The organism is Butyrivibrio sp. MC2021 (assembly GCF_000621605.1).
In the GTDB taxonomy this organism is placed as follows: Bacteria; Bacillota; Clostridia; order Lachnospirales; family Lachnospiraceae; genus Butyrivibrio.
Window position 1 is genome coordinate 44,033 of record NZ_JHXX01000002.1, and the last position, 18,976, is coordinate 63,008.

Annotated in this window: 19 protein-coding genes; all 19 read left to right on the plus strand. The window is 42.7% G+C overall.

The features are described 5' to 3' along the window. The first annotated feature begins 238 nt into the window (after positions 1-238). The 19 genes from T359_RS0106180 (at position 239) to T359_RS0106265 (ending at position 18,949) form a co-directional block, all read left to right on the plus strand. Positions 239-1,354 carry an iron-siderophore ABC transporter substrate-binding protein gene (locus T359_RS0106180; protein WP_026516708.1) on the plus strand — a complete coding sequence of 372 codons (1,116 nt, stop codon included), beginning with the start codon at positions 239-241 and terminating at the stop codon, positions 1,352-1,354. Beyond that, on the plus strand, positions 1,329-2,345 hold the full coding sequence (locus T359_RS0106185; RefSeq protein ID WP_330370157.1) for a FecCD family ABC transporter permease: 1,017 nt from the start codon (positions 1,329-1,331) through the stop codon (positions 2,343-2,345). The genes T359_RS0106180 and T359_RS0106185 overlap by 26 nt, the downstream gene beginning before the upstream one ends. Beyond that, entirely contained in the window at positions 2,342-3,376 is a 1,035-nt protein-coding gene (locus tag T359_RS0106190; protein WP_035783886.1) for a FecCD family ABC transporter permease, read from the plus strand. Before T359_RS0106185 ends, T359_RS0106190 begins: the two co-directional genes overlap by 4 nt. Further along, complete coding sequence (locus tag T359_RS0106195) at positions 3,376-4,179, plus strand: ABC transporter ATP-binding protein (protein ID WP_026516711.1); 804 nt, start codon at positions 3,376-3,378, stop codon at positions 4,177-4,179. The genes T359_RS0106190 and T359_RS0106195 overlap by 1 nt, the downstream gene beginning before the upstream one ends. A 95-nt stretch (positions 4,180-4,274) precedes the next feature. After that, positions 4,275-6,443 (plus strand): alpha-L-rhamnosidase-related protein, encoded by a 2,169-nt coding sequence (locus tag T359_RS19535; RefSeq protein WP_051545035.1) that lies wholly within the window; start codon positions 4,275-4,277, stop codon positions 6,441-6,443. A gap of 93 nt (positions 6,444-6,536) precedes the next feature. After that, the gene (locus T359_RS0106205; protein ID WP_026516712.1) at positions 6,537-7,580 is read left to right on the plus strand and encodes a hypothetical protein; all 1,044 of its coding nucleotides are present in this window, start codon (positions 6,537-6,539) and stop codon (positions 7,578-7,580) included. A gap of 167 nt (positions 7,581-7,747) precedes the next feature. After that, a complete protein-coding gene (locus T359_RS0106210; RefSeq protein WP_026516713.1) occupies positions 7,748-8,515 on the plus strand; it encodes a LytR/AlgR family response regulator transcription factor in 768 nt (255 codons plus the stop codon). Positions 8,516-8,530: 15 nt separating this feature from the next. Further along, on the plus strand, positions 8,531-9,934 hold the full coding sequence (locus tag T359_RS0106215; protein ID WP_197027064.1) for a sensor histidine kinase: 1,404 nt from the start codon (positions 8,531-8,533) through the stop codon (positions 9,932-9,934). 111 nt (positions 9,935-10,045) lie between these two features. Next, the gene (locus T359_RS0106220) at positions 10,046-10,804 is read left to right on the plus strand and encodes a flagellar filament capping protein FliD (RefSeq protein ID WP_026516715.1); all 759 of its coding nucleotides are present in this window, start codon (positions 10,046-10,048) and stop codon (positions 10,802-10,804) included. A gap of 41 nt (positions 10,805-10,845) precedes the next feature. Further along, the gene (locus tag T359_RS21400; protein WP_051545037.1) at positions 10,846-11,829 is read left to right on the plus strand and encodes a hypothetical protein; all 984 of its coding nucleotides are present in this window, start codon (positions 10,846-10,848) and stop codon (positions 11,827-11,829) included. A 28-nt stretch (positions 11,830-11,857) separates the two neighbouring features. After that, positions 11,858-12,040: a LytTR family transcriptional regulator DNA-binding domain-containing protein gene (locus tag T359_RS23435; protein ID WP_081795426.1), complete on the plus strand. Its 183-nt coding sequence runs from the start codon at positions 11,858-11,860 to the stop codon at positions 12,038-12,040. A 47-nt stretch (positions 12,041-12,087) separates the two neighbouring features. Continuing rightward, positions 12,088-13,542, plus strand: a complete 1,455-nt coding sequence (locus T359_RS0106230; RefSeq protein ID WP_026516716.1) for a hypothetical protein — start codon at positions 12,088-12,090, stop codon at positions 13,540-13,542. A gap of 337 nt (positions 13,543-13,879) precedes the next feature. Beyond that, positions 13,880-14,452 carry a hypothetical protein gene (locus tag T359_RS21405; protein WP_026516717.1) on the plus strand — a complete coding sequence of 191 codons (573 nt, stop codon included), beginning with the start codon at positions 13,880-13,882 and terminating at the stop codon, positions 14,450-14,452. Between the two features lie 238 nt (positions 14,453-14,690). Then, positions 14,691-15,086 (plus strand): BlaI/MecI/CopY family transcriptional regulator, encoded by a 396-nt coding sequence (locus tag T359_RS0106240; protein ID WP_026516718.1) that lies wholly within the window; start codon positions 14,691-14,693, stop codon positions 15,084-15,086. 148 nt (positions 15,087-15,234) lie between these two features. After that, positions 15,235-16,368, plus strand: a complete 1,134-nt coding sequence (locus T359_RS0106245; RefSeq protein WP_026516719.1) for a M56 family metallopeptidase — start codon at positions 15,235-15,237, stop codon at positions 16,366-16,368. A gap of 147 nt (positions 16,369-16,515) precedes the next feature. Beyond that, positions 16,516-17,361: a hypothetical protein gene (locus T359_RS0106250; protein ID WP_026516720.1), complete on the plus strand. Its 846-nt coding sequence runs from the start codon at positions 16,516-16,518 to the stop codon at positions 17,359-17,361. 117 nt (positions 17,362-17,478) lie between these two features. Then, on the plus strand, positions 17,479-18,117 hold the full coding sequence (locus T359_RS0106255) for a hypothetical protein (protein WP_026516721.1): 639 nt from the start codon (positions 17,479-17,481) through the stop codon (positions 18,115-18,117). Between the two features lie 114 nt (positions 18,118-18,231). Beyond that, positions 18,232-18,387 (plus strand): hypothetical protein, encoded by a 156-nt coding sequence (locus T359_RS22395; protein ID WP_155840017.1) that lies wholly within the window; start codon positions 18,232-18,234, stop codon positions 18,385-18,387. Beyond that, the gene (locus T359_RS0106265) at positions 18,353-18,949 is read left to right on the plus strand and encodes a hypothetical protein (RefSeq protein WP_026516722.1); all 597 of its coding nucleotides are present in this window, start codon (positions 18,353-18,355) and stop codon (positions 18,947-18,949) included. The genes T359_RS22395 and T359_RS0106265 overlap by 35 nt, the downstream gene beginning before the upstream one ends. The last annotated feature ends 27 nt before the right edge of the window (positions 18,950-18,976 follow it).

Below are 18,976 nucleotides of genomic sequence, written 5' to 3' on the forward strand. Positions count from 1 at the left end.
TTCTGGAGAAGTTTTATACTCTATACGTTTTCTCTCTAAGGTCATGATGTGTCTTCATTTTTTTGCTGTCTTTCTATAAATAAAAATAGCAGTTATGCTTTTTTTTATGCGGATTTGCTTTCTTTTTCCGGCATTTTAACGATTGATTATTAATTGTGCAAGATTATATTGACAACAATCGTAAATTATGAGAATATGGATGAGCGTTAGCAAATGCTAACATGAGAGGAGCTTATTCATGAAGAATAAATTATTATCTACAATTATGGCAGCAGTTATGGGTTTATCAGTAGTGGCTTGCGGAGCTTCAAATGAGACACAGACTGCCTCAAATTCAGTTAATACAGAGACAGAAGTAAATTCAGAAACAGAGGTAAACTCAGAGACAGCTGAGGGTAAGGCGACAGAGGATGCTTCTACAGACGAGATTTCAGCATCTGAGGATGTTTTCCCGCTCACTATCACACACGGCCTTGGCGAGACTGTTATTGAGTCAAAGCCTGAGAATGTTGTGGCAATTGCGTGGGGCAACCCCGATGTACCTCTTGCTCTTGGAGTTATGCCGGTTGGAATTTCAGAGGCCAATTTTGGACCAAGAGATGAGAATGGACTTCTTGCATGGACTGCCAAGGCTTTTGAGGATGCAGGAGTAAAGCCGAATGTATTTGATGATACAGACGGATGGGATTATGAGGCAATTTCAGATTGTGCTCCTGATGTTATCCTTGCAGCTTATTCAGGACTTAGTCAGGAAGAGTATGACAGATTATCAGAGATAGCACCTGTTGTTGCTTATCCTGAGATTGCATGGTCCACAACATGGCAGGAAGAGACAGTAAATGATGCCATTGCACTTGGCATGGAGAAAGAGGGCAGAGCACTGGTTGAAGATACAGAGAAGCTCATTGCTGATAAACTTTCTCAGTATCCCGAGCTCGAAGGCAAGAGAGTTGCTTTCTTCTGGCTTTCAGAGGATGACCTTGGAACCTTCTACATTTACACAAGCAATGATCCAAGAGCTGCCTTCCTTTCAGACCTTGGATTTGTAACACCTGACAGCGTAAAGAGCCTTATCACAAGTGATCAGGATTTCTCAATCACAGTAAGTGCTGAGAATGCAGATCTTTTGACTGATGTAGATATCATCATCACTTACGGAACAGAGTCACTTGTAGATGCAATGCAGGCCGACGGAAGATTTGCAAACATTCCGGCTGTAAAGAACGGAGCATTTGTGCTTCTCGATTCAAATGATGTTCTTGCAGCAGCCAGCACACCAACAGTTCTTTCCATTCCTTATGCAATTGATGACTATTTGAAAGCGCTTAATGATGCAGCAGAAAAAATTCAGTAATTACAAGTTAATAACAGGGCTGGTGGTGGAGATCGCCTTCGTGCTTTTGGGAGTTTTTCTCTCAATATCCTATGGCAGCAAGAGCATTCCTTTTTCGGATGTGACGGGCTTTTTTACAGGGGCACTTACAGATGACTTCACTTCAGCAGTTATCTCAGCCAGAATACCCAGAACAGTTTTTGGGCTTCTGGCTGGTGCTGCGCTCGGGGTATCCGGAGCACTGATGCAGGCTATCACCAGGAACCCTATTGCTGACCCAAGTATCCTGGGAGTCAATACCGGAGCTTCACTTCTTGTGGTAATCGGCATAGCATGTCTTAATATTTCTTCCGGAATAAAGCTTATCGGACTTTCTTTTACGGGGGCTATAATTACAGCTCTTTTTGTATATGGAATCGCATCTGTGGGCTATGGCGGTGCAAACTCGATAAAACTTGCCCTGGCGGGAGCTGCGGTATCAACAGCTCTTGGAGCGCTGGTAAACACCATTATGCTTCCTGATTCACAGGTCATGAAGGAGTTCAGATTCTGGCAGGTGGGCAGCATAAGCGGAGCTACCTGGGATGATGTAAGGCTCCTTATTCCGTTTTTTGTTGTCGGTGCAGGTTGTGCACTTCTTTGCGCATCCCCTTTAAATGCACTGGCTCTTGGAGATGAGATGGCTGTATCCCTTGGGGTAAAGGTTGGACAGATAAGGCTGTTTACTGCGTTTGCAGGAGTGCTTTTATGCGCGTCAGTTACAGCTCTTGCAGGACCTATCGGCTTTGTGGGACTTATGCTTCCACATGTTTGCAGGCAGCTTTTTGACAATGATCTGAGAATAATAATTCCAATGTCCATGATCGGAGGAGCAGGTCTTTTAACCTTTTCCGATGTACTTGGAAGAATACTGGGAAGACCCGGGGAGCTTGAGGTTGGAATTATTACTGCAATAGTCGGCGCTCCGGTATTTATCTGGATCGTTTGGAAGACAAAGGCAAAGGGTATATGACAAATTCAATAGATAATGATTTAAGAAAAATATATAAAAAGCATGACGTTCAGAACGCCTTTTGCATCGTGGCTCTTGTTGTCATCATCGGCATCCTTTCAGTGTTTATGATGACTCTTGGCAATACTGATTATTCGTTAAAAGAGGTGTTTGGATACCTGTTTAGTAATGAAACAAAAGGAGCTGCATATACCATAAAAACCTTGAGGCTTCCAAGAATGCTGGTAGGCGGTTTTGCGGGATTTGCTTTTGGCATTTCAGGATTTACTTTTCAAAATCTGTTAAGAAATCCTCTTGCTTCTCCGGATATTATAGGAGTTACGGCAGGATCCTCTGCGGCAGCTGTTTTCTGCATTCTGATCCTTGGAATAAGCGGCGCGGCTGCTTCCTTTTTTGCCGTGGCAGCAGGACTTATCATAACTACACTGATATTCCTTTTATCAGGAAAAGGACATGCATTCTCAAGCAGGATGATCCTCATAGGAATCGGAATGCAGGCGGTTTTGAATGCACTGATATCATGGATGCTGCTGGTGGGCTCAGAGTATGATGTAGGAACTGCGCTCAGATGGCTTCGCGGAAGTCTTAATCTTGTGCAGATGAGTGATGTGCCGGTAATTGTGACAGTGACTGTTATTTGCAGCGGACTGCTTCTTATATGTAACAGATACCTTCGTATGATGCAGCTTGGTGACGAATATGCAACGACACTCGGAGTACCGATGACAGCAGTAAGAGTATGCTGTATGGTCTGCGCGCTTGTGCTTAGTGCAACAGCGACAGCTGCCACAGGCCCGATCGCATCGGTTGCATTCTTATCAGGGCCGATTGCCCAGAAATGCACCAGGAACGGCAAAAATGCCATGGCTGTTGCAGGCCTTGTGGGAACGATACTTGTTTTTGCATCAGAACTTGTCAGCAAGAACGTTTTTGAGACGAAGTACCCTGTTGGTGTTATAACAGGACTTTTAGGGGCACCGTATCTTCTTTTGTTACTGCTAAACCTGAACAGAAAGGGAGAAAAGATCTAATGGATGGATTTGCACTTAGTCATGATTTCTGTGCCAAGAACATCAGCACGGGATATGAAGAAAAACTGATACTTGAGGATATGAACATCACCATCCCTGCCGGAAAGTTCAGTGTTTTGATCGGACCAAACGGCTGCGGAAAATCAACTTTATTAAAGAGCTTTGCACGTCTCTTAAAACCAAAGTGCGGAAACGTTCTTCTTGACGGAAAATCAATTTACGAACTTCCAACCCAGCACCTGGCAAAGGAGATTGGGCTTCTTCCCCAGTCCCCGATTGTCCCTGCGGGCATAACAGTGGCAGACCTGGTTGCGCGAGGAAGATTTCCTTATCAGAATCTTTTCGGGCAGCTGTCAAAGGCTGACTATGAGGCTATTGCCTGCGCTATGGAAGCAATGGGAATAGCGGAGCTTGCAGATAAGAGTGTGGATTCACTATCCGGCGGCCAGAGGCAGAGAGTATGGATTGCGCTGGTCCTTGCGCAGGACACAGATATCCTTCTTCTCGATGAGCCAACCACCTACCTCGACATTGCATATCAGGTAGAGATCCTGGACTGCCTGGCAAAACTTAACAAATTAAAGAAGACCACAATAGTGGCCATCCTCCACGACATCAACCTATCCATCAGATATGCTGACCACATCTTCGCTATGAAGAAAGGACAGCTCCTTGCAGAAGGAACTCCAAGAGACATCATCACAACCGATCTCATGAAAGAAGTCTACAGCATGGAGAGCTCCATCATCACCGATCCCGAAACCGGAGACCCCTACGTCATCCCAAGGAGCAAAGCCGGCTGATGTTCAAAAAAGTAGTGCCGTCGCAAGGACAATCATTGGAACTTGCTAAAGAGATAACAGGAGAAGTATGATGCTACTTGGGAGGACATTAAAAGATGAACGCAAAATGGATATGGAAACAGGGCAAAAACGGTGAAAACACATGGATGGATCTTGTAAAGAGATTCACGCTTGAAGGCGCACCGGAAAGGGCTATAGCGCAGATAGCTGCCGATTCAAAGTATTGGCTCTATATAAACGGTGAAATGGTCGTAATCGAGGGCGGCATCAAGCGCGGGCCGTCAAGGAACTCTACATATTATGATGAGGTGGATATTACAAGGCATCTTAGTGATGGTGAAAATACGATTGCCGTGCTTGTGTGGCATTTCGGTCAGCAAGGCTTTTCTCACTATTCAAGCGGTATGGGCGGACTGCTGTTTGAAGCGGATATTGACGGCATGATCGTATCGTCGGACAGCTCGTGGAAAATCATGAAGGATCCCGCGTATGTTGTGGCGGACGAAAATGACCTCAAGGCGAATTTCAGGCTTCCGGAATCAAACATATATTATGACGCATCAAGGGCTTTGGGAGAATGGTATATGCCATCGTTCGATACAAGCGATTGGGATAATGCCGATGTTGTCGGTAACGCTGGCACGGATGCGTGGGGCGAGCTAAGAAAGCGTATCATTCCACAGTTTAAGGACTACGGTATTGAGGACTACATAAACAGCGCCGATTATACAGGGTTTACTGCCACAAAGGACACTGTGCTTGAAATGCGTTTGCCGTATAACGCGCAGATAACTCCGTATCTGAAGGTTACAGCACCTGAGGGGAAACGAATAGATATCAAGGCTGATAATTATATCGATACCTTATACGATACGCAAAGCATTATGGCAGTTTATTATACAAAAAATGGAGAGCAGGAATACGAATCGCCAGGCTGGATAAACGGTGAAAAAATGTATTACAGCATTCCCGCAGGTGTTACGGTGCATGAGCTGAAATACCGCGAAACGGGCTATGACACGGAATTTGCAGGCAACTTTGAGTGTGATGATGAATTTTTAAACAAGCTATGGCAGAAATCGCTCCGCACGCTTTATATCACTATGCGCGACAACTTTATGGACTGCCCCGACAGAGAACGTGCGCAGTGGTGGGGAGATGTCAATGTAGAAATGCAGATGATGATGTACTCCCTTGACGAAAAGGCTCTTTTGCTCTACAAGAAGGGTGTGGACGAAATGGCGGGCTGGGCGGAGGATAGTGGCTATATGCTTACGGTGGTTCCGTCAGGAAAGAATCAGTTTGAGCTGCCTCTGCAAAACCTCGCGGGAATATGGGGCTTTTGGTATTACTATGAATATACGGGTGATAAAACAGTACCCGAGCGTGCATACAATATGTCAAAAGATTATCTTTTAAGCTATGCTATGAAGAACGGTCTTGTAGAACATAAAACCGGCAGCTGGGACTGGCCGGACTGGGGCGACAATGCCGATATCGCTCCTATGGAAAACGCATGGTACTATATGGCGCTCACTGCCTGCCGCAGCATGACGGAGCTGCTCGGATACAGCTCTGACCTTCCGCTGTATGATGAGCGCCTTGAAAGCATAAGGGCAAATTTTGACCTTATGTTTTGGAAGGACGGTCATTACTATGACAATACCGAAAACGGCGCACCCGATGACCGGGCAAACGCGCTTGCCGTTCTGTCAGGACTGGCGGATAAGGATAAATACAGCGATATATTAAAAATATTACTCACGACCGAGAATGCGAGCCCGTATATGGAAAAGTATGTGCTTGATGCGCTGTGTAAAATGGGACATATTAAAGAGGCTGTAGACCGCATAAAAAAGCGTTATAAGGAAATGGTTGAATTTGACTACTCCACGCTCTGGGAATACTGGAACAGGGAAGGAACATTAAATCATGCATGGTCGGGTGGTCCGCTTATTACGATGTCAAAGTATATAGCTGGCATCCGTCCGCTTGAAACGGCGTACAGACGCTTTGAAATAAAGCCATATTTGGGCGGGCTGAAGCATATAAAATGCACCGTTCCGTCGGTTGCCGGAGCTATTGTGCTTGAAATAGACGCTGGCGCGGCAATAGAAATGCGTGTCAGAATACCCGAAAACACTACCGCTGAAGTATATCTGCCGCTAATAAACAACGAGCTGCCCCAAAATACGGAGCTTGAATTTACCGTTTTGGACGGTTACGCGCGATTCATCCTCACCGGTGGGGAATACAGATTATGATCTAAAAGTTATTTTTTGCCGATATACAAATAGAAAACCATAACTATGCATGGTACATGATAGTGTCAGATTTATCGCAAGTGGAGGTGCTTTATGAGGATACAACAGAACACGGATGTTCAAATAAATCCTTTCCAAAATCAGGATAATGTCAGGACTGCTGCAGGTGCGGGAAAAACCGCTCATAAGAGTGGTAATCTGTCCTCAGTATCCGGGGCTAATCTCAAGGGTGAAAGTCTTGTTCAGCAGAGGCAGGGCCTTGCAAGAAAGCAGGCACTTAAGGTTGTGTCAGATGCTTTTGGCGGCGAGAAGAAGCTGGATGCTCAGATGCAGGGCATTAAAGATGAGATAAAGCGCCTTCAGGACGAGATCAACGAAAAGACTGCGAACACTATGGAGAATGATGCCAGATTAAAAGAACTCCAGGAAGCATATGGAATTGATCCGGACAGCGAAGAGAATAATGAGCTTTCAAAACTTGCGTTTAAGATAAATAATTCCAAGGATGGCTTATCTGATGAAGAAAAAAGCAAAATGTCAGAGTATCAGCAGCAGGCTTTATATTATGTTGCGAAGAATCAGCAGAATTCACTTGATATAGACAGGGCAAAAGCTCAGCAGATGGGAAATGTTCAGGGCTATGCAGATATGAAAAGAGAACGAGCTAAGTCACAGGATATGCTGAAAGCTCAGGATGAAGCTGAAGATATTATGGAAGCAGCGGGCGAAGAGGCTATAGCTCTTTTGACGCAGGAAGCAGCTGAGCATGTAGATGAAGAGCAGAAAGAGCGCGAGGAAGAGGCCAAAGAGGCTGCCGAAAAGAAGAAAGAAGAGAAGAAGGAAGAAGCAAAGAAACTCGAAAAAGAAGCTATGCAGCAGGAAATGATAGAGAATATTAAGGAACACGCTGCAGAGAGTAATAGGACCAGTGCTGATACCAAACGAGCCATTGCCAGAAGAGAACGTGCAGAAGCTGACAGTATGGGAGCAGAGGAAGCCCAGAGAACTATTATTTCTGAAGGTGCATCTATGGAAGATACGCAGAATGCTGTTAATACTGAGATTACTAATATTCTCAATAAGTTGAGCTTACTTTCAAATGATGTTAAGGGCAGCACTGTTGACAGTCAGATATGATGAATTGTCCATTCATTACAATAATATGTCCATTCATGACATGAATATATAAAGACTAATCTTTATGATGATATGATAAATACAGGGTAATGGTAAAAATGCTTACATGGAGGTCCGTGCTAAGCATTTTTATGTTTTAGGGCGAATTCGAGTTGAGGAAAACGTAAATGGATAAATATCGTTTTGCAGTTTGTGATGACGAGGAAGCTATACGAAACCTGATTGCCGGATGGCTTTCGAAAAGTCCATACGAAGCAGAGATAAAAGAATATGATTCCGGGGAAGAACTGATAAGGGACATAGATGCAGGAGTAAAGTTTGATATCCTTTTCTTGGATATTGCTATGGGTGGAACTGATGGCATTGATACAGCCAGAGAACTGGGAATGAGAGTAGAGAAAAATGGTAGGAGTATGCGTGCTTCCAGGCCACTAATAATATATGTTACAGGGATTCCGGACAGAATGGGAGATGCGTTCGGCGTCAAGGCTTATGACTATTTGCTAAAGCCGGTTTCTCAGCCAGTATTTGAAGGGGAACTTAGGAGAGCCGTTGAAGAATTGAAAAGACTTGATGCGCAGCTTGTATGTGAAACAAGATATGAAGATGCTCAGATTGAACAGTATATTGTAGTTCAGGCAGGCAGAGACACACTAAATTTAAAATACAGAGATGTTATTTATATTGAGAGCAACGGAAGAAAATCAATTATCCACAGTGAGGGAAATGCTTATGATGTGTATAAGCAGATGTCTGAATTTGAAAACGAATTAGGGAAAATGTTCTTTAGGATCCATAGAGGATATCTTGTTAATATGCAGCATATTAAAGGATATTCAAGGACAGAGGTATACATGGATAATGGAGAGTCTCTTATTATTTCAAAATACAAGTATGGGGAATTTATAAAAGCATATATGAATTTTTTAGCCTGAATGATTGGTGGAGCTATGAGTGAGAATGATTTTCGTATTGTTGAACAATTTTATGGAGTAATGATAATACTCGTCCGTGGTTTCTTTTTTCAAGCGCTGATAAATACCTTTGTAAGTGAAGGAATAATGGATAAAGCAAAGAAAATGGTACTCTCAATAGTTGTTACAGTTGAGGGAATCATTTTGTTTGTGCTACCAGTTAAAACGACAGGAGCTTGGACTATTATAAGCTTTCTGACTATATTGGCAGTATTCTTTTTTTATAACAAAACAGTTATGCCAAACATGTTTTTCGTTTACTTTCTGTGGCTCAATATGTTTTTTGTGTGGTATATCGCAAATGTGGTTCTGTCCGATTGTTTATCGGATTGGCTGATAGAGAGCATGGATTATTCTAGGCCGGATGCACTTGCATTTTTCTACAAAAAAATGCTCTTTAATATGAGCATGGAGATTGTTTTTTTAATAGTTGCATTTATTGCTATATATAATTGCATCGCGAAGATATGCAAATTGAGACGGGATATGTCCTGGACCGAAGCATTGTTTCTCTCTATATACTCAGTGGTTTCATATTGCATAGCCTATATGATTGCGCAGGTAATGGTTGTTCCTTTGGATGAAGGAGTGTTTATCCTTCTGGATGAAAAGAGAAACTTAAGGATTGCACTTCCTATACTGGCCTTACTTATATTTATTGGAGAAATGACGGCTATTGCAACATGGCAGAGATACAGAAGGTTATTGGAAGAAGATCTTTTACTTCAGGAGCAGGTCCAGGAACAGGAATATATCCGAAAAAGGATTGAGTATACAGAAAAGTACCATGATCAGATCAGGACCCTCCGTCATGACATGGCTGGGAAACTTATGATTCTAAAGAGCTTTCTCGAAAACGGGAAGTATAATGATGCATCTGAGTTCCTGAGTGAAATGGATGTTGAGCTTAACTCCAATAGCATGAGATTCTTTACAGGTAATCCAGTGACTGATGTAGTGATAAATGAAGCTGCTTTTCAGGCAGAAAAGCTTGGATGTGAGTTTACATGTGATTTCTGTTTTACATCAGATAAAGGAATTAGTGCTGTTGATATGGGGATTGTCCTGAATAATCTATTGGATAATGCTTTGGAAGCTGTTTCAGATATTCCGGAAGACAAACGATATATTAAGCTTTTGGGGAATCTTAAGGACAATTTCTTTTTGATAAAAATAGAAAACTCTTTTGATGGCAAAGTCATCAGAGGCAATGACGGCAGAATAGTCAGCAGAAAAAAAGGAACCGAAGATGAGAATCAGCACGGAATTGGATTAAAAAGTGTTATGCGTATAGCTGATAAATACCTGGGAACTACAGATGTTAAGTCAGAGGCAACAGTATTTGAAGTAAAAGTCATGCTTCAAAGAGCGGCCGGCTGACTATTCGTTACATTATATAGACCGTTCGTTACAAAGCTATTTAAACGCCTTCTTTCATGGACGATACTTGTATTGAAACAAGTATTAGTCCATGAAACGGAGGTGTTTTTTATGATCTTTGGACAAAATTATTTTGATGTCCTGACAAGCAGGATAGGCGGAGCCTCCAATATTTGGAACAGACAGGGACTGTCAAATGTTAACAGCAGGAACAGGACATCCGTAACACGTGGCTCATCCAGAACCACCGGTGTAGGCAGTAATAATAGTTACTACGGGCTTAGCGCCAATACTATCAAAGCTATGAATAACGCCTACAACAACACAGCAAACAGCTCATACAAGGCTGACACAAAGGTCGCAGACGGTGCGGTAAAAGTAGAAAATGCAGGCCGAAAGCTTTCCTATGGCGAGATATACGAGGAAAAGAACACAGACCAGCTCCTTAAGACAGTAAAAAATTTTGTAGAAGGCTACAACGAAGTCAGCGCAAATGCCAGAAACACAACAAGTACAACTGTTAGAAACAGAGCAGGCTGGATGAGGGAAGATGCTCGGGGCAGTGTATCAGACCTCAGAAAGATCGGTATCGGTTATGACAGCAAGACCGGTGAACTCTCTTTGGATGAGGATGTTTTCAAGGGGGCAAATAAAGATGACATAAAGAAAGCTTTTTCCGGAGCAGGTTCTTTTGGCCAGAGAATGCGGAATAATGCATCGCTTACATCCCGGGCAGCGGTTACTGCAAGCAGATATTCAGCAACTACCGGTATATATGGTTCTAATGGACGATATGGAACAAACAATCTGCTTGGCGGATATGGTGGATACGGGTCCCTTCTTTCATCCATGTTCTCCAGCTGGTTCTAATAAATAGTGATAATCATGCGCTTATAACGAGGTAAGAATATATGAAGATAGCAAATAGTGATGTGTACTCAGGTGCAAACTACAGCTATCAAAAGGATTTGACAGCAACAGGCGCAGGAACTAGCGGATTTTTTGCTGGGATTGTAGAGAAGCATATCGAAAAAGAAAAGTCGGATTACACAGCATCCGGTAAAGTACAGACAGAAGATGGCAGGGAAATAAATGTAGACGTTGATGTCAGCATGACCCGAAAGAAAGAACGTGACACATTTATTGCAATGTCATCGCCGTTGGACAACCTTTTTGACCCTCTTATCATCAATTACAATGCTCAGACTTCCGGCCTAAGCGATAAGAAATATAAGTTTGATCTGGATGCAGATGGCAAAGAGGATGAAATCTCCATGACAAAGGCAGGAAGCGGGTTCCTTGCCCTTGACAAAAACGATGATGGAAAGATTAATGACGGCACAGAACTCTTTGGTGTAAAGAGTGGAGACGGCTTTAAGGACCTTGCCGAATACGATACTGACGGCAATGGCTGGATTGATGAAAATGATGAGGTTTTTGACAAACTCAAAGTCTGGAGCAGGACAGATGATGGAAAAGATGAGATGAAGAGCCTCAAAGAAGCTGGCGTAGGTGCAATTTTCCTGGGAGCGGAAGATACGGAGTTTACCCTTGAGGGTGAGGATGGCATTATGGACGGAAAGGTGCGAAAAACAGGTATATTCCTAAAAGAAGACGGCACTGCTGGAACAATCCAGCATGTTGACCTTGCAATAAAGGGCCGTGAATCTGAACTCATGAGTGCTGCAGAGAAACTGGATGAAGTTCTGGAGAAGATGCGCAGCGAGAATTCCCAGCGGAGCAGGCGCAGTAACAACAATGATAATGCAAGACGCCGGGCTCAGAGAGCTGCGAGGCAGAAGAAGCAGCTTGAGGACTATCAGAAGAGGCAGGATCTTAATAAAGAGCTGACAGAGAAAGCTATTGAGCATCGAAAAATGCTATATGGGACATAACGTCGATTCATGACATTGCTATAAAGAAGTGCTGATTCCATTAGGGGTTGCCAGATGCCACAGAAGCTGTATTGTAAACCTGAAAAGAGTAAAAAGCTTATCAAACTATCTGATGACACTGGATACGGGCGAAGTTTTCTCAATTCCAAGAGGAAGATATCAAAGCGTAAAAGAACAATTTAATAATCTTAAAGGCATTTCATGTAACTGATGATGTAAATACCACTTGGTCCTTTCAGGAGAGTGGAGCGGCTCTGAATGACAGATGAGCCGCAGAAAGGAACACTTATGTCAAATACAATAACAAACGGAAACTATTATTACTCGCAGAGTGCATTTGTGCAGAGTGCCCACTATTATTCAAATCAGACCATGGGAAACAACGACTTCCATAGTGCTGTTCTTGAAAAAGATGAGGATTCACCCGAGGTTGTAGATACCCTGGCCAACGAAGAGTCTGCCAAGAAAGGCTATACAAGAGTTATAACAGCAAATGTGTGGAACTCGGGCTATACCGCAACACAGCTGGCAGATGGTAAAACAGCATACTCATATCAGGGCGTGATGCAGAAGTTTGAAATCCGGATTGATGTGAATGGAGACAGCCGCAAATATACAGCGACCGGAACAGATGAAAACGGTAATGAGTTCTCAAAAGAGATTGACCCTTACAACGTGGATCCGACAGATTCAGATTTTACAGAATTTGCGGCACTTTGCTCATATATCCGTGAAACAGAAGACCTTGCAGACGAAGCAATGCAGGCAGTAGATGGAGTAGCCCCTTATGATATCTTTGAGAAAAAGAATTATCTGTCAGAGCTGAATGGTTCTATAAACAACTTCCAAATGATGGGCGTAAGTACACTTGGAGCAGAGCAGCTTCTTTCCCACATAGATAGGCTGATGGAAGTTATGATGACATCAGGAGTTGGTACAGGCATTTCTCCTGAACCGGCAGGAAATGCAACAACATTTGCAGGAGCAAAGATTTGGGGAGATACAGGAAGCTTTGGCACATTTTCAGGAATCCACTTCCAGGCCATAAGTTACTATGGAACCAGAGAAATAGGCGGGACCGAGCCAGCAACTGCAGAGAAGCCTGTTGAGATAAGTGATAAGGAAGAAGATCAGAAAGAGATAGTTACTCCCTTAAATGGAATGAGTTCTATTCCTGTAGGAAACATGAGTTATGTGATGACTGCATCAGAAGTATTTAAACCTGGATCAGAAGAGGCTATAGTAAGAGTTCATGTTGGTGGCAAGAACATCGATATAAACATAAATGATGTAGATCCTAAGAATGCCTCGGCAGTTGAGATGTTTGCATACTGTCAGTATGCAGATGCCCATGATACAGGAACTGGATACACTTTTGGCAGCTACAGTGTGTTAAAAGGGGTCACTGATCCACTTGGGAAATCGGAGTATACTTCACTTGACGAGGCTATCTCTAAAAAAAGCAATTGGAGCAATGCAATTTCCGGTTCCAAGGCTTCTTTTACAAAAGTAAAGACAGACGAGACATATGATGCTTCAGTTCTTCTGAAAATGCTGGAAGATACCGCAAACCTCTTTGTTCCCCAAGGGGGAGATAAGAACCTTGGAGATCTTACTGATGAGGAATGGGAAAAACTCCTTGGCGATACGGATAGAGCTGTCGAAGAGGCAAAAGAGGCCGTTGAAGAAAGGGAACAACAGGAAGAGACCTGAGCAGAGCGGACGAAGCGTCTCATTCAGGAAAACTGGGAAAATGGCAAGATAAAGAAGGCCATGGATGCTTCTGAGTTTAAGAACCCTTATCTTGAGATGGCAAACTACTATCTAAATCAAAGAAAAAAGGAAGCGTAATATTTCTCCGATGTATTATTTAGGGCATCACCATTTTTATAATGGTGGCGCCCGTTTTTTATTGCATCATCTTTGATATAGAAAAATTGATAACATCTATTAACTATTAACAAATATTATCCGATAAACAAGATATAAGGACAACTATACATATTTAAGGCACTTTTTGGATAGAAGCATCATACACGGAGGTAGACAAATGGCTTTATCAAATGTAATGACAAGATCACTTATATCTGCCAGCAGCTCCATGAAACAGGTTAAGGCTCAGCATGCAATAAAGTCACAGATGGAAGGCAAGGCCGGAGTGCTTGAAGCTGAGATTAAGCAGGATTCTGGTAGAGGTGGAGATGTTACTAAAAAGAAAGAAGAACTGGAGCACATACAGAAAAAAGCTACTGAAATAGGCCAGCAGGAAATGTCACAGTTATCTGAGCTTAACAGCAACATGAACGAAGCAGCCAAAGCAGATGCTGAGGAACAAAAGCAGAATGAACGTATTGAAAAGCAGCGCGAGAAGAAACGTGCCGAAAGAAGAGAGCAAGCCGAGCAGCTTCAGGAAAAGATCGCCGAAAAGGATTCCGGAAATGTTCAGATTCCTGGTGAAGGCGAAGAAAAACAGATTACTGTTGCCGGTGTAGAAGTTAAAACTAAGTCTGCATCAACTTATAATACCAGTGTTCCTCATATCGATGAGAGAGTAGCGCCAACAACTCCTTCAGAAGTATCAGCAAGTATTTCAGTTAGTCATAGCGTGGATATAAAGACTTAAATTCTTAAATGTTTATTAATTTGCGTTTATGATTAATGCCTGTTATTTGTGATATGATATAGGTGTCAAAAGTACATAATGCGTGCAAATATATTTGCTGAGCATTATGACTTTATGACCCGAACAATCATGAGGAAGCAGGCAGATATGCCGGATTCCGAATGATTGTAGGATTGCGGGAACGAAGTGGAGCAATCCGTATATCATATCAAGTAACAGCACATGCGGGAGGTACATTATGCCAAGAGAAGAGATGCTTCCAAGTGAAAGCGAATGGATGATCATGGAGGTACTGTGGAGATGCGGCCATGACCTTACATCTGCTGAGATAACAGATAGGCTTCCGAAATCTTCCAAGATGACACAGAGAATGGTAAGGGTCCTGATAAACAGACTTTGCAAGAAGGGAATGCTTACATATACCGTGGATCCTGATGACAGCAGGGTGTATCACTATACAGCTGCAAGGGGAAGAGAGGAGTGTCAAAGGGCAAAGAGCAGTGCTTTTGTAGAGAGCTATTTTGAAGGCAACAGGCTTTCAGCTGCATTTGCATTATTAGATAAAGAAAATCTGTCAGAAGAACAGATTAAGGAACTGGAAAAACTCATAGCTAAGGTCAAGAAGAATAAGTAAAGTCTCAAGGATGAGTGAGGTAAAGGTTATGCAGGAAATGCTGTTATTCTTTAATGAGCTATATAAGTTTTTTGAATTTGTATGCGTCTATTTTGCGACCATACTTGGTTTTTGTGCAATTATATCGATTTTTGTTTTGGGGATCATTATGATTCTGCGGAGCACTCTGCTTTCTAAGAGCGTTTTTGGAAAGGCTGCTTTGTGGTGTCTATTGATTCCTGTTGTTTTTTGTGGGAAGCTTCATGCATATTTTGAGACTTATATTGGATTCAGATTGTTTTACTGGTGGTATCTGCTGTGCAATAAGAGATGGATAAGCTTCATGTATTTTATCGGAATGATCATGGCAGGTATTTGGCTCATCACAAAAAGAAAGAGGCTTATAAACTCAGTAAACCGCTTGTATGATTCAAAAGATTATACTTCTGCTTTTGTGGTAAAGGAGTTTCCGGGTCAGGTGTCATCATTTTGTACAGGCTGCCTTAAGCCGGTAATTGTTATACCGGAAGGCATGTCAAAAGATGAGGCTGATATTGTAATAAAGCATGAAGAAACCCACATCAGACTTGGGCATTTATGGATACTTTTTGCTTATGATATTCTGCGTGCACTCTTGTGGCCAAATCTGTTCCTGCATCTGTGCGTAGGATATATGAAAAGAGATCTTGAGGATATATGTGACACAGTCACGATTCAGAGAAACGGAATAGATGTTTGTGATTACGGCGAGACAATTATTGGATGTGCAAAAAATATGATGGTGGCAAAGAGAAAGCTTGGATGCGAGAGCGGGATGTCTTTTGCCTGGGATGACAGCTATAAGGTTTTGAGAAAGAGGCTGGAACGGATTGTTGAAAGAAAAGCCTATAATCCGAAGGCACTTTCAGCCGGAACATTGGTGGTGACTATTATAATATTTGCTGCCATAGGGATAATTGACGCTAACTCCTACAGAAGAGTGAATGATATCGGCAATATCAGCTCAGTATGTTACACAGATGACATTGAAAATATCTATACAGATTATGACCAATCTGTAGTTTACTATTATGACGATGATTATATCTACGTTGATGGCAAGGCACTATTGGACAATTACCCAGAGGCTTCATCGGGAAATGGATACTTTTATTTCGCTGTTGGTGGCTACTACAAGATTCCTGGAATTGGTGGAGGCTCAGAATGGGGAGAACTTGATGCCGGTGATCTTCATGAGGGAACCATCAAGGTGCCCAATCATACTGAAATTGATATCTGGAACCGAATTATCATGTGGTTATGAGTTAAAGAAAGCGTGAACTACAGAAATGTGCATTTGCTGCACATTTCGTGAGAATATGATGCAGGAGTGAGGAGCAATCTTTGCGAAGCAAACTTAATTATTGCTCCGAATCCTATGAGCAGTGTGCTGCGAATAGGAGGTGGTCATGTGTACGGATGGGATGTTGAAGTAAGAGGTAGTACAACAAGATATCACAAGAATCTTTACGATGCATACGGAAATCATGTTGGGTCTATATCTATATCAAGACCAACAAAACAAACCGGAAAAAAGAAAAAAGCAGCTCTATACAGTTTCAAGCAGGTCTCGTCGCAGGTGCTCGCTGCAAAGACATCAGGAAAAGCAGCACAGGTATCAACGAGCATAAGGATGAAGATAGGTCTTTTGCGTAAGCAGCTAAAGAACGGTGACTATGATGAAGAAGAAATCCTAAGGGCTATACTTCATGCAGAAATGGTCCAGCGTGCCTGCGACAAGAAAAAGAAGAATCTGAAGATGGAAGAACGGGCAGAAAGAGGCATTGAAAGTGAAGAAGAAATGCCGCTTGAGCCGGAAGAAACCATTGATGAAGAGGCTTCTGAGGAAGAGATTAAAGAGCTGGAACAGGAAGAGTTTGAAGCTCTCATGGAAAAGCTTGAAATGGCAGCTGAGGACATGATGGAGATGGCAGAAGAAACAGCTGAGCTTGATGAGGATCTGGATGAGATGGCAGAAGCTCTTTCCGGATCCATGACACCGGAAGACCTGGAGCAACTTAAGGTAAAACACAGATCGGATGAGGCAAGAGACATCTTAAAAGCAGACCTAAAATATCTGAAAGCCTTGTTTGACAGATTACAATCGGAAAAAGAAAATGCAGGGAAAGCCTCATTTGCTGGAGGATATGACAGCGGAGTTTCGTTGTCACTTGGAGGAATGGATATGCCAGTAACCACCACATCATCGCAAAGTATGCCGGTGGAAACAGGTGGATCATTTGATGCCACAGTTTAAACTATTTTTTTACAGATACTGCTAACAAATGTTAATAAAAGGATGCTAGTCGCACTTAGCGAGCAAAGCGAGCTTAGTAAGACTGTATCCGAAGTGAAACGGAGGTGGTATTACATTATGAGTATCGGGATTAACACAAACTATGGGAACTACAACTATGCAGGCGTTAATAATGCTGAGCCTAGCTGGGCAAAGAACGATGAGAAAGATGAAAAGAAGGAATCTGCGGTAAACCAGCAGGGTGCTGTATATGAGAAGACAACCACAGAGAAGAATAGCAAAGAGGATGATTCCAAGGCAATCTATAAGAAATCAGCTACAGACAGAGCAGCTATTGTTCAGCAGATGAAAGCAGCAGAGGAACAACAGAGAAACCAGCTGATGGCTATAGTTCAGAAAACTCTGCAGGGACAGGTAGGTGCATATGGCAAGGCTACAGGAAACAGCATGTGGCAACAGCCTGCTGGTGGAAATATCAAGGTTGATGCGGCTACAAGAGCTCAGGCACAGAAAGATATTTCTGAAGACGGATACTACGGTGTAAAGCAGACATCCCAGAGACTGTTTGATTTTGCTGCAGCCCTTGCCGGAGATGATGTCGACAAGATGAAAGAAATGCAGAAAGCCATGGAAAAGGGATTCAAGCAGGCTACTAAGACCTGGGGACGTGAACTTCCGGCAATATGCAAAGAGACTATGAATGCAGCCAATAAGCTGTTTGAGGATTATTATCAGCAAGCTTCACTAAGCTCGTAAGAACCTCGCTAAGTGAACTTGCATGGCTCGCACTAAGCTCAAAAGAACTTCGCTAAGTGCTCTGCTCAACTCTAAAGAACAGGTGGTTTGATCATAAGAAGGGGGCTGGTGGTTATGGCAGATGGTCTTAAAACATTTTTTAGGGAACTATTAGATCCAAGTCCTATCAAAGAAAAGCACGTTGATCTCACGATGGAGCAGTTTGAAGAGCTTCAGAGAATATTGGAGAACGCCTATGAATATAAACATGCAAGGGTTAAATCTTCTTAACAGACCTATGAGCAAAGCAACGCAGGACCGAATGGAAAGACAGGCCAAGCGTGATAATCAGATAGCCTTCTTTGAAAAGCAGAAGGAAAACCTCAAGAACATGAAAACCAATTCTCTTGAAGATATCCAGAGAAAGCTCGATATGTTCCAACAGTATGATGACCAGATTGATGCAGCTAAAGCCTCATATAACAACTCACAGATGTTCCATATACTGGATGAGGCCAGAGAACGCGGTGAAAAGATTGCTGAAGAAGCTGAGAAGATGGCTCCAAAGACTCCGGAAGAGCGTCGTGAGGAAATGATCGAGGAAGCAACTGGTATCGATAAGGATAAAGGTATTCTTTCTGAAGTCATGGATGAGCTTGAGGACCAGATTGAAGAACTTACCGAAATGGCAGAGGACATGGCAGAGCTTAGCGAGGAGAATCTTGAAGCGCTATCAGATGAAGCTCTTGCTGAAACTGATGCCGCTGCAATAGCTCAGGCGAAGGAAATAAATAACATGCCTGTTGATAAAGCTTTGCCTGAAAGATACAGGCATATTGATTACCACATTTAAGGAATGGATTCCGGGTAATAGCAAAGG

Coding starts and splice junctions, on each gene's coding strand:
- T359_RS0106205 (WP_026516712.1), top strand. CDS start 6,537: ATGAGGATACAACAGAACACGGATGTTCAAATAAATCCTTTCCAAAAT.
- T359_RS22395 (WP_155840017.1), top strand. CDS start 18,232: ATGGCAGATGGTCTTAAAACATTTTTTAGGGAACTATTAGATCCAAGT.
- T359_RS0106190 (WP_035783886.1), top strand. CDS start 2,342: ATGACAAATTCAATAGATAATGATTTAAGAAAAATATATAAAAAGCAT.
- T359_RS21405 (WP_026516717.1), top strand. CDS start 13,880: ATGGCTTTATCAAATGTAATGACAAGATCACTTATATCTGCCAGCAGC.
- T359_RS0106185 (WP_330370157.1), top strand. CDS start 1,329: ATGATGCAGCAGAAAAAATTCAGTAATTACAAGTTAATAACAGGGCTG.
- T359_RS0106265 (WP_026516722.1), top strand. CDS start 18,353: ATGAATATAAACATGCAAGGGTTAAATCTTCTTAACAGACCTATGAGC.
- T359_RS0106210 (WP_026516713.1), top strand. CDS start 7,748: ATGGATAAATATCGTTTTGCAGTTTGTGATGACGAGGAAGCTATACGA.
- T359_RS0106195 (WP_026516711.1), top strand. CDS start 3,376: ATGGATGGATTTGCACTTAGTCATGATTTCTGTGCCAAGAACATCAGC.
- T359_RS0106230 (WP_026516716.1), top strand. CDS start 12,088: ATGACAGATGAGCCGCAGAAAGGAACACTTATGTCAAATACAATAACA.
- T359_RS0106240 (WP_026516718.1), top strand. CDS start 14,691: ATGCCAAGAGAAGAGATGCTTCCAAGTGAAAGCGAATGGATGATCATG.
- T359_RS0106215 (WP_197027064.1), top strand. CDS start 8,531: ATGAGTGAGAATGATTTTCGTATTGTTGAACAATTTTATGGAGTAATG.
- T359_RS19535 (WP_051545035.1), top strand. CDS start 4,275: ATGAACGCAAAATGGATATGGAAACAGGGCAAAAACGGTGAAAACACA.
- T359_RS0106255 (WP_026516721.1), top strand. CDS start 17,479: ATGAGTATCGGGATTAACACAAACTATGGGAACTACAACTATGCAGGC.
- T359_RS0106220 (WP_026516715.1), top strand. CDS start 10,046: ATGATCTTTGGACAAAATTATTTTGATGTCCTGACAAGCAGGATAGGC.
- T359_RS0106180 (WP_026516708.1), top strand. CDS start 239: ATGAAGAATAAATTATTATCTACAATTATGGCAGCAGTTATGGGTTTA.
- T359_RS21400 (WP_051545037.1), top strand. CDS start 10,846: ATGAAGATAGCAAATAGTGATGTGTACTCAGGTGCAAACTACAGCTAT.
- T359_RS0106245 (WP_026516719.1), top strand. CDS start 15,235: ATGATTCTGCGGAGCACTCTGCTTTCTAAGAGCGTTTTTGGAAAGGCT.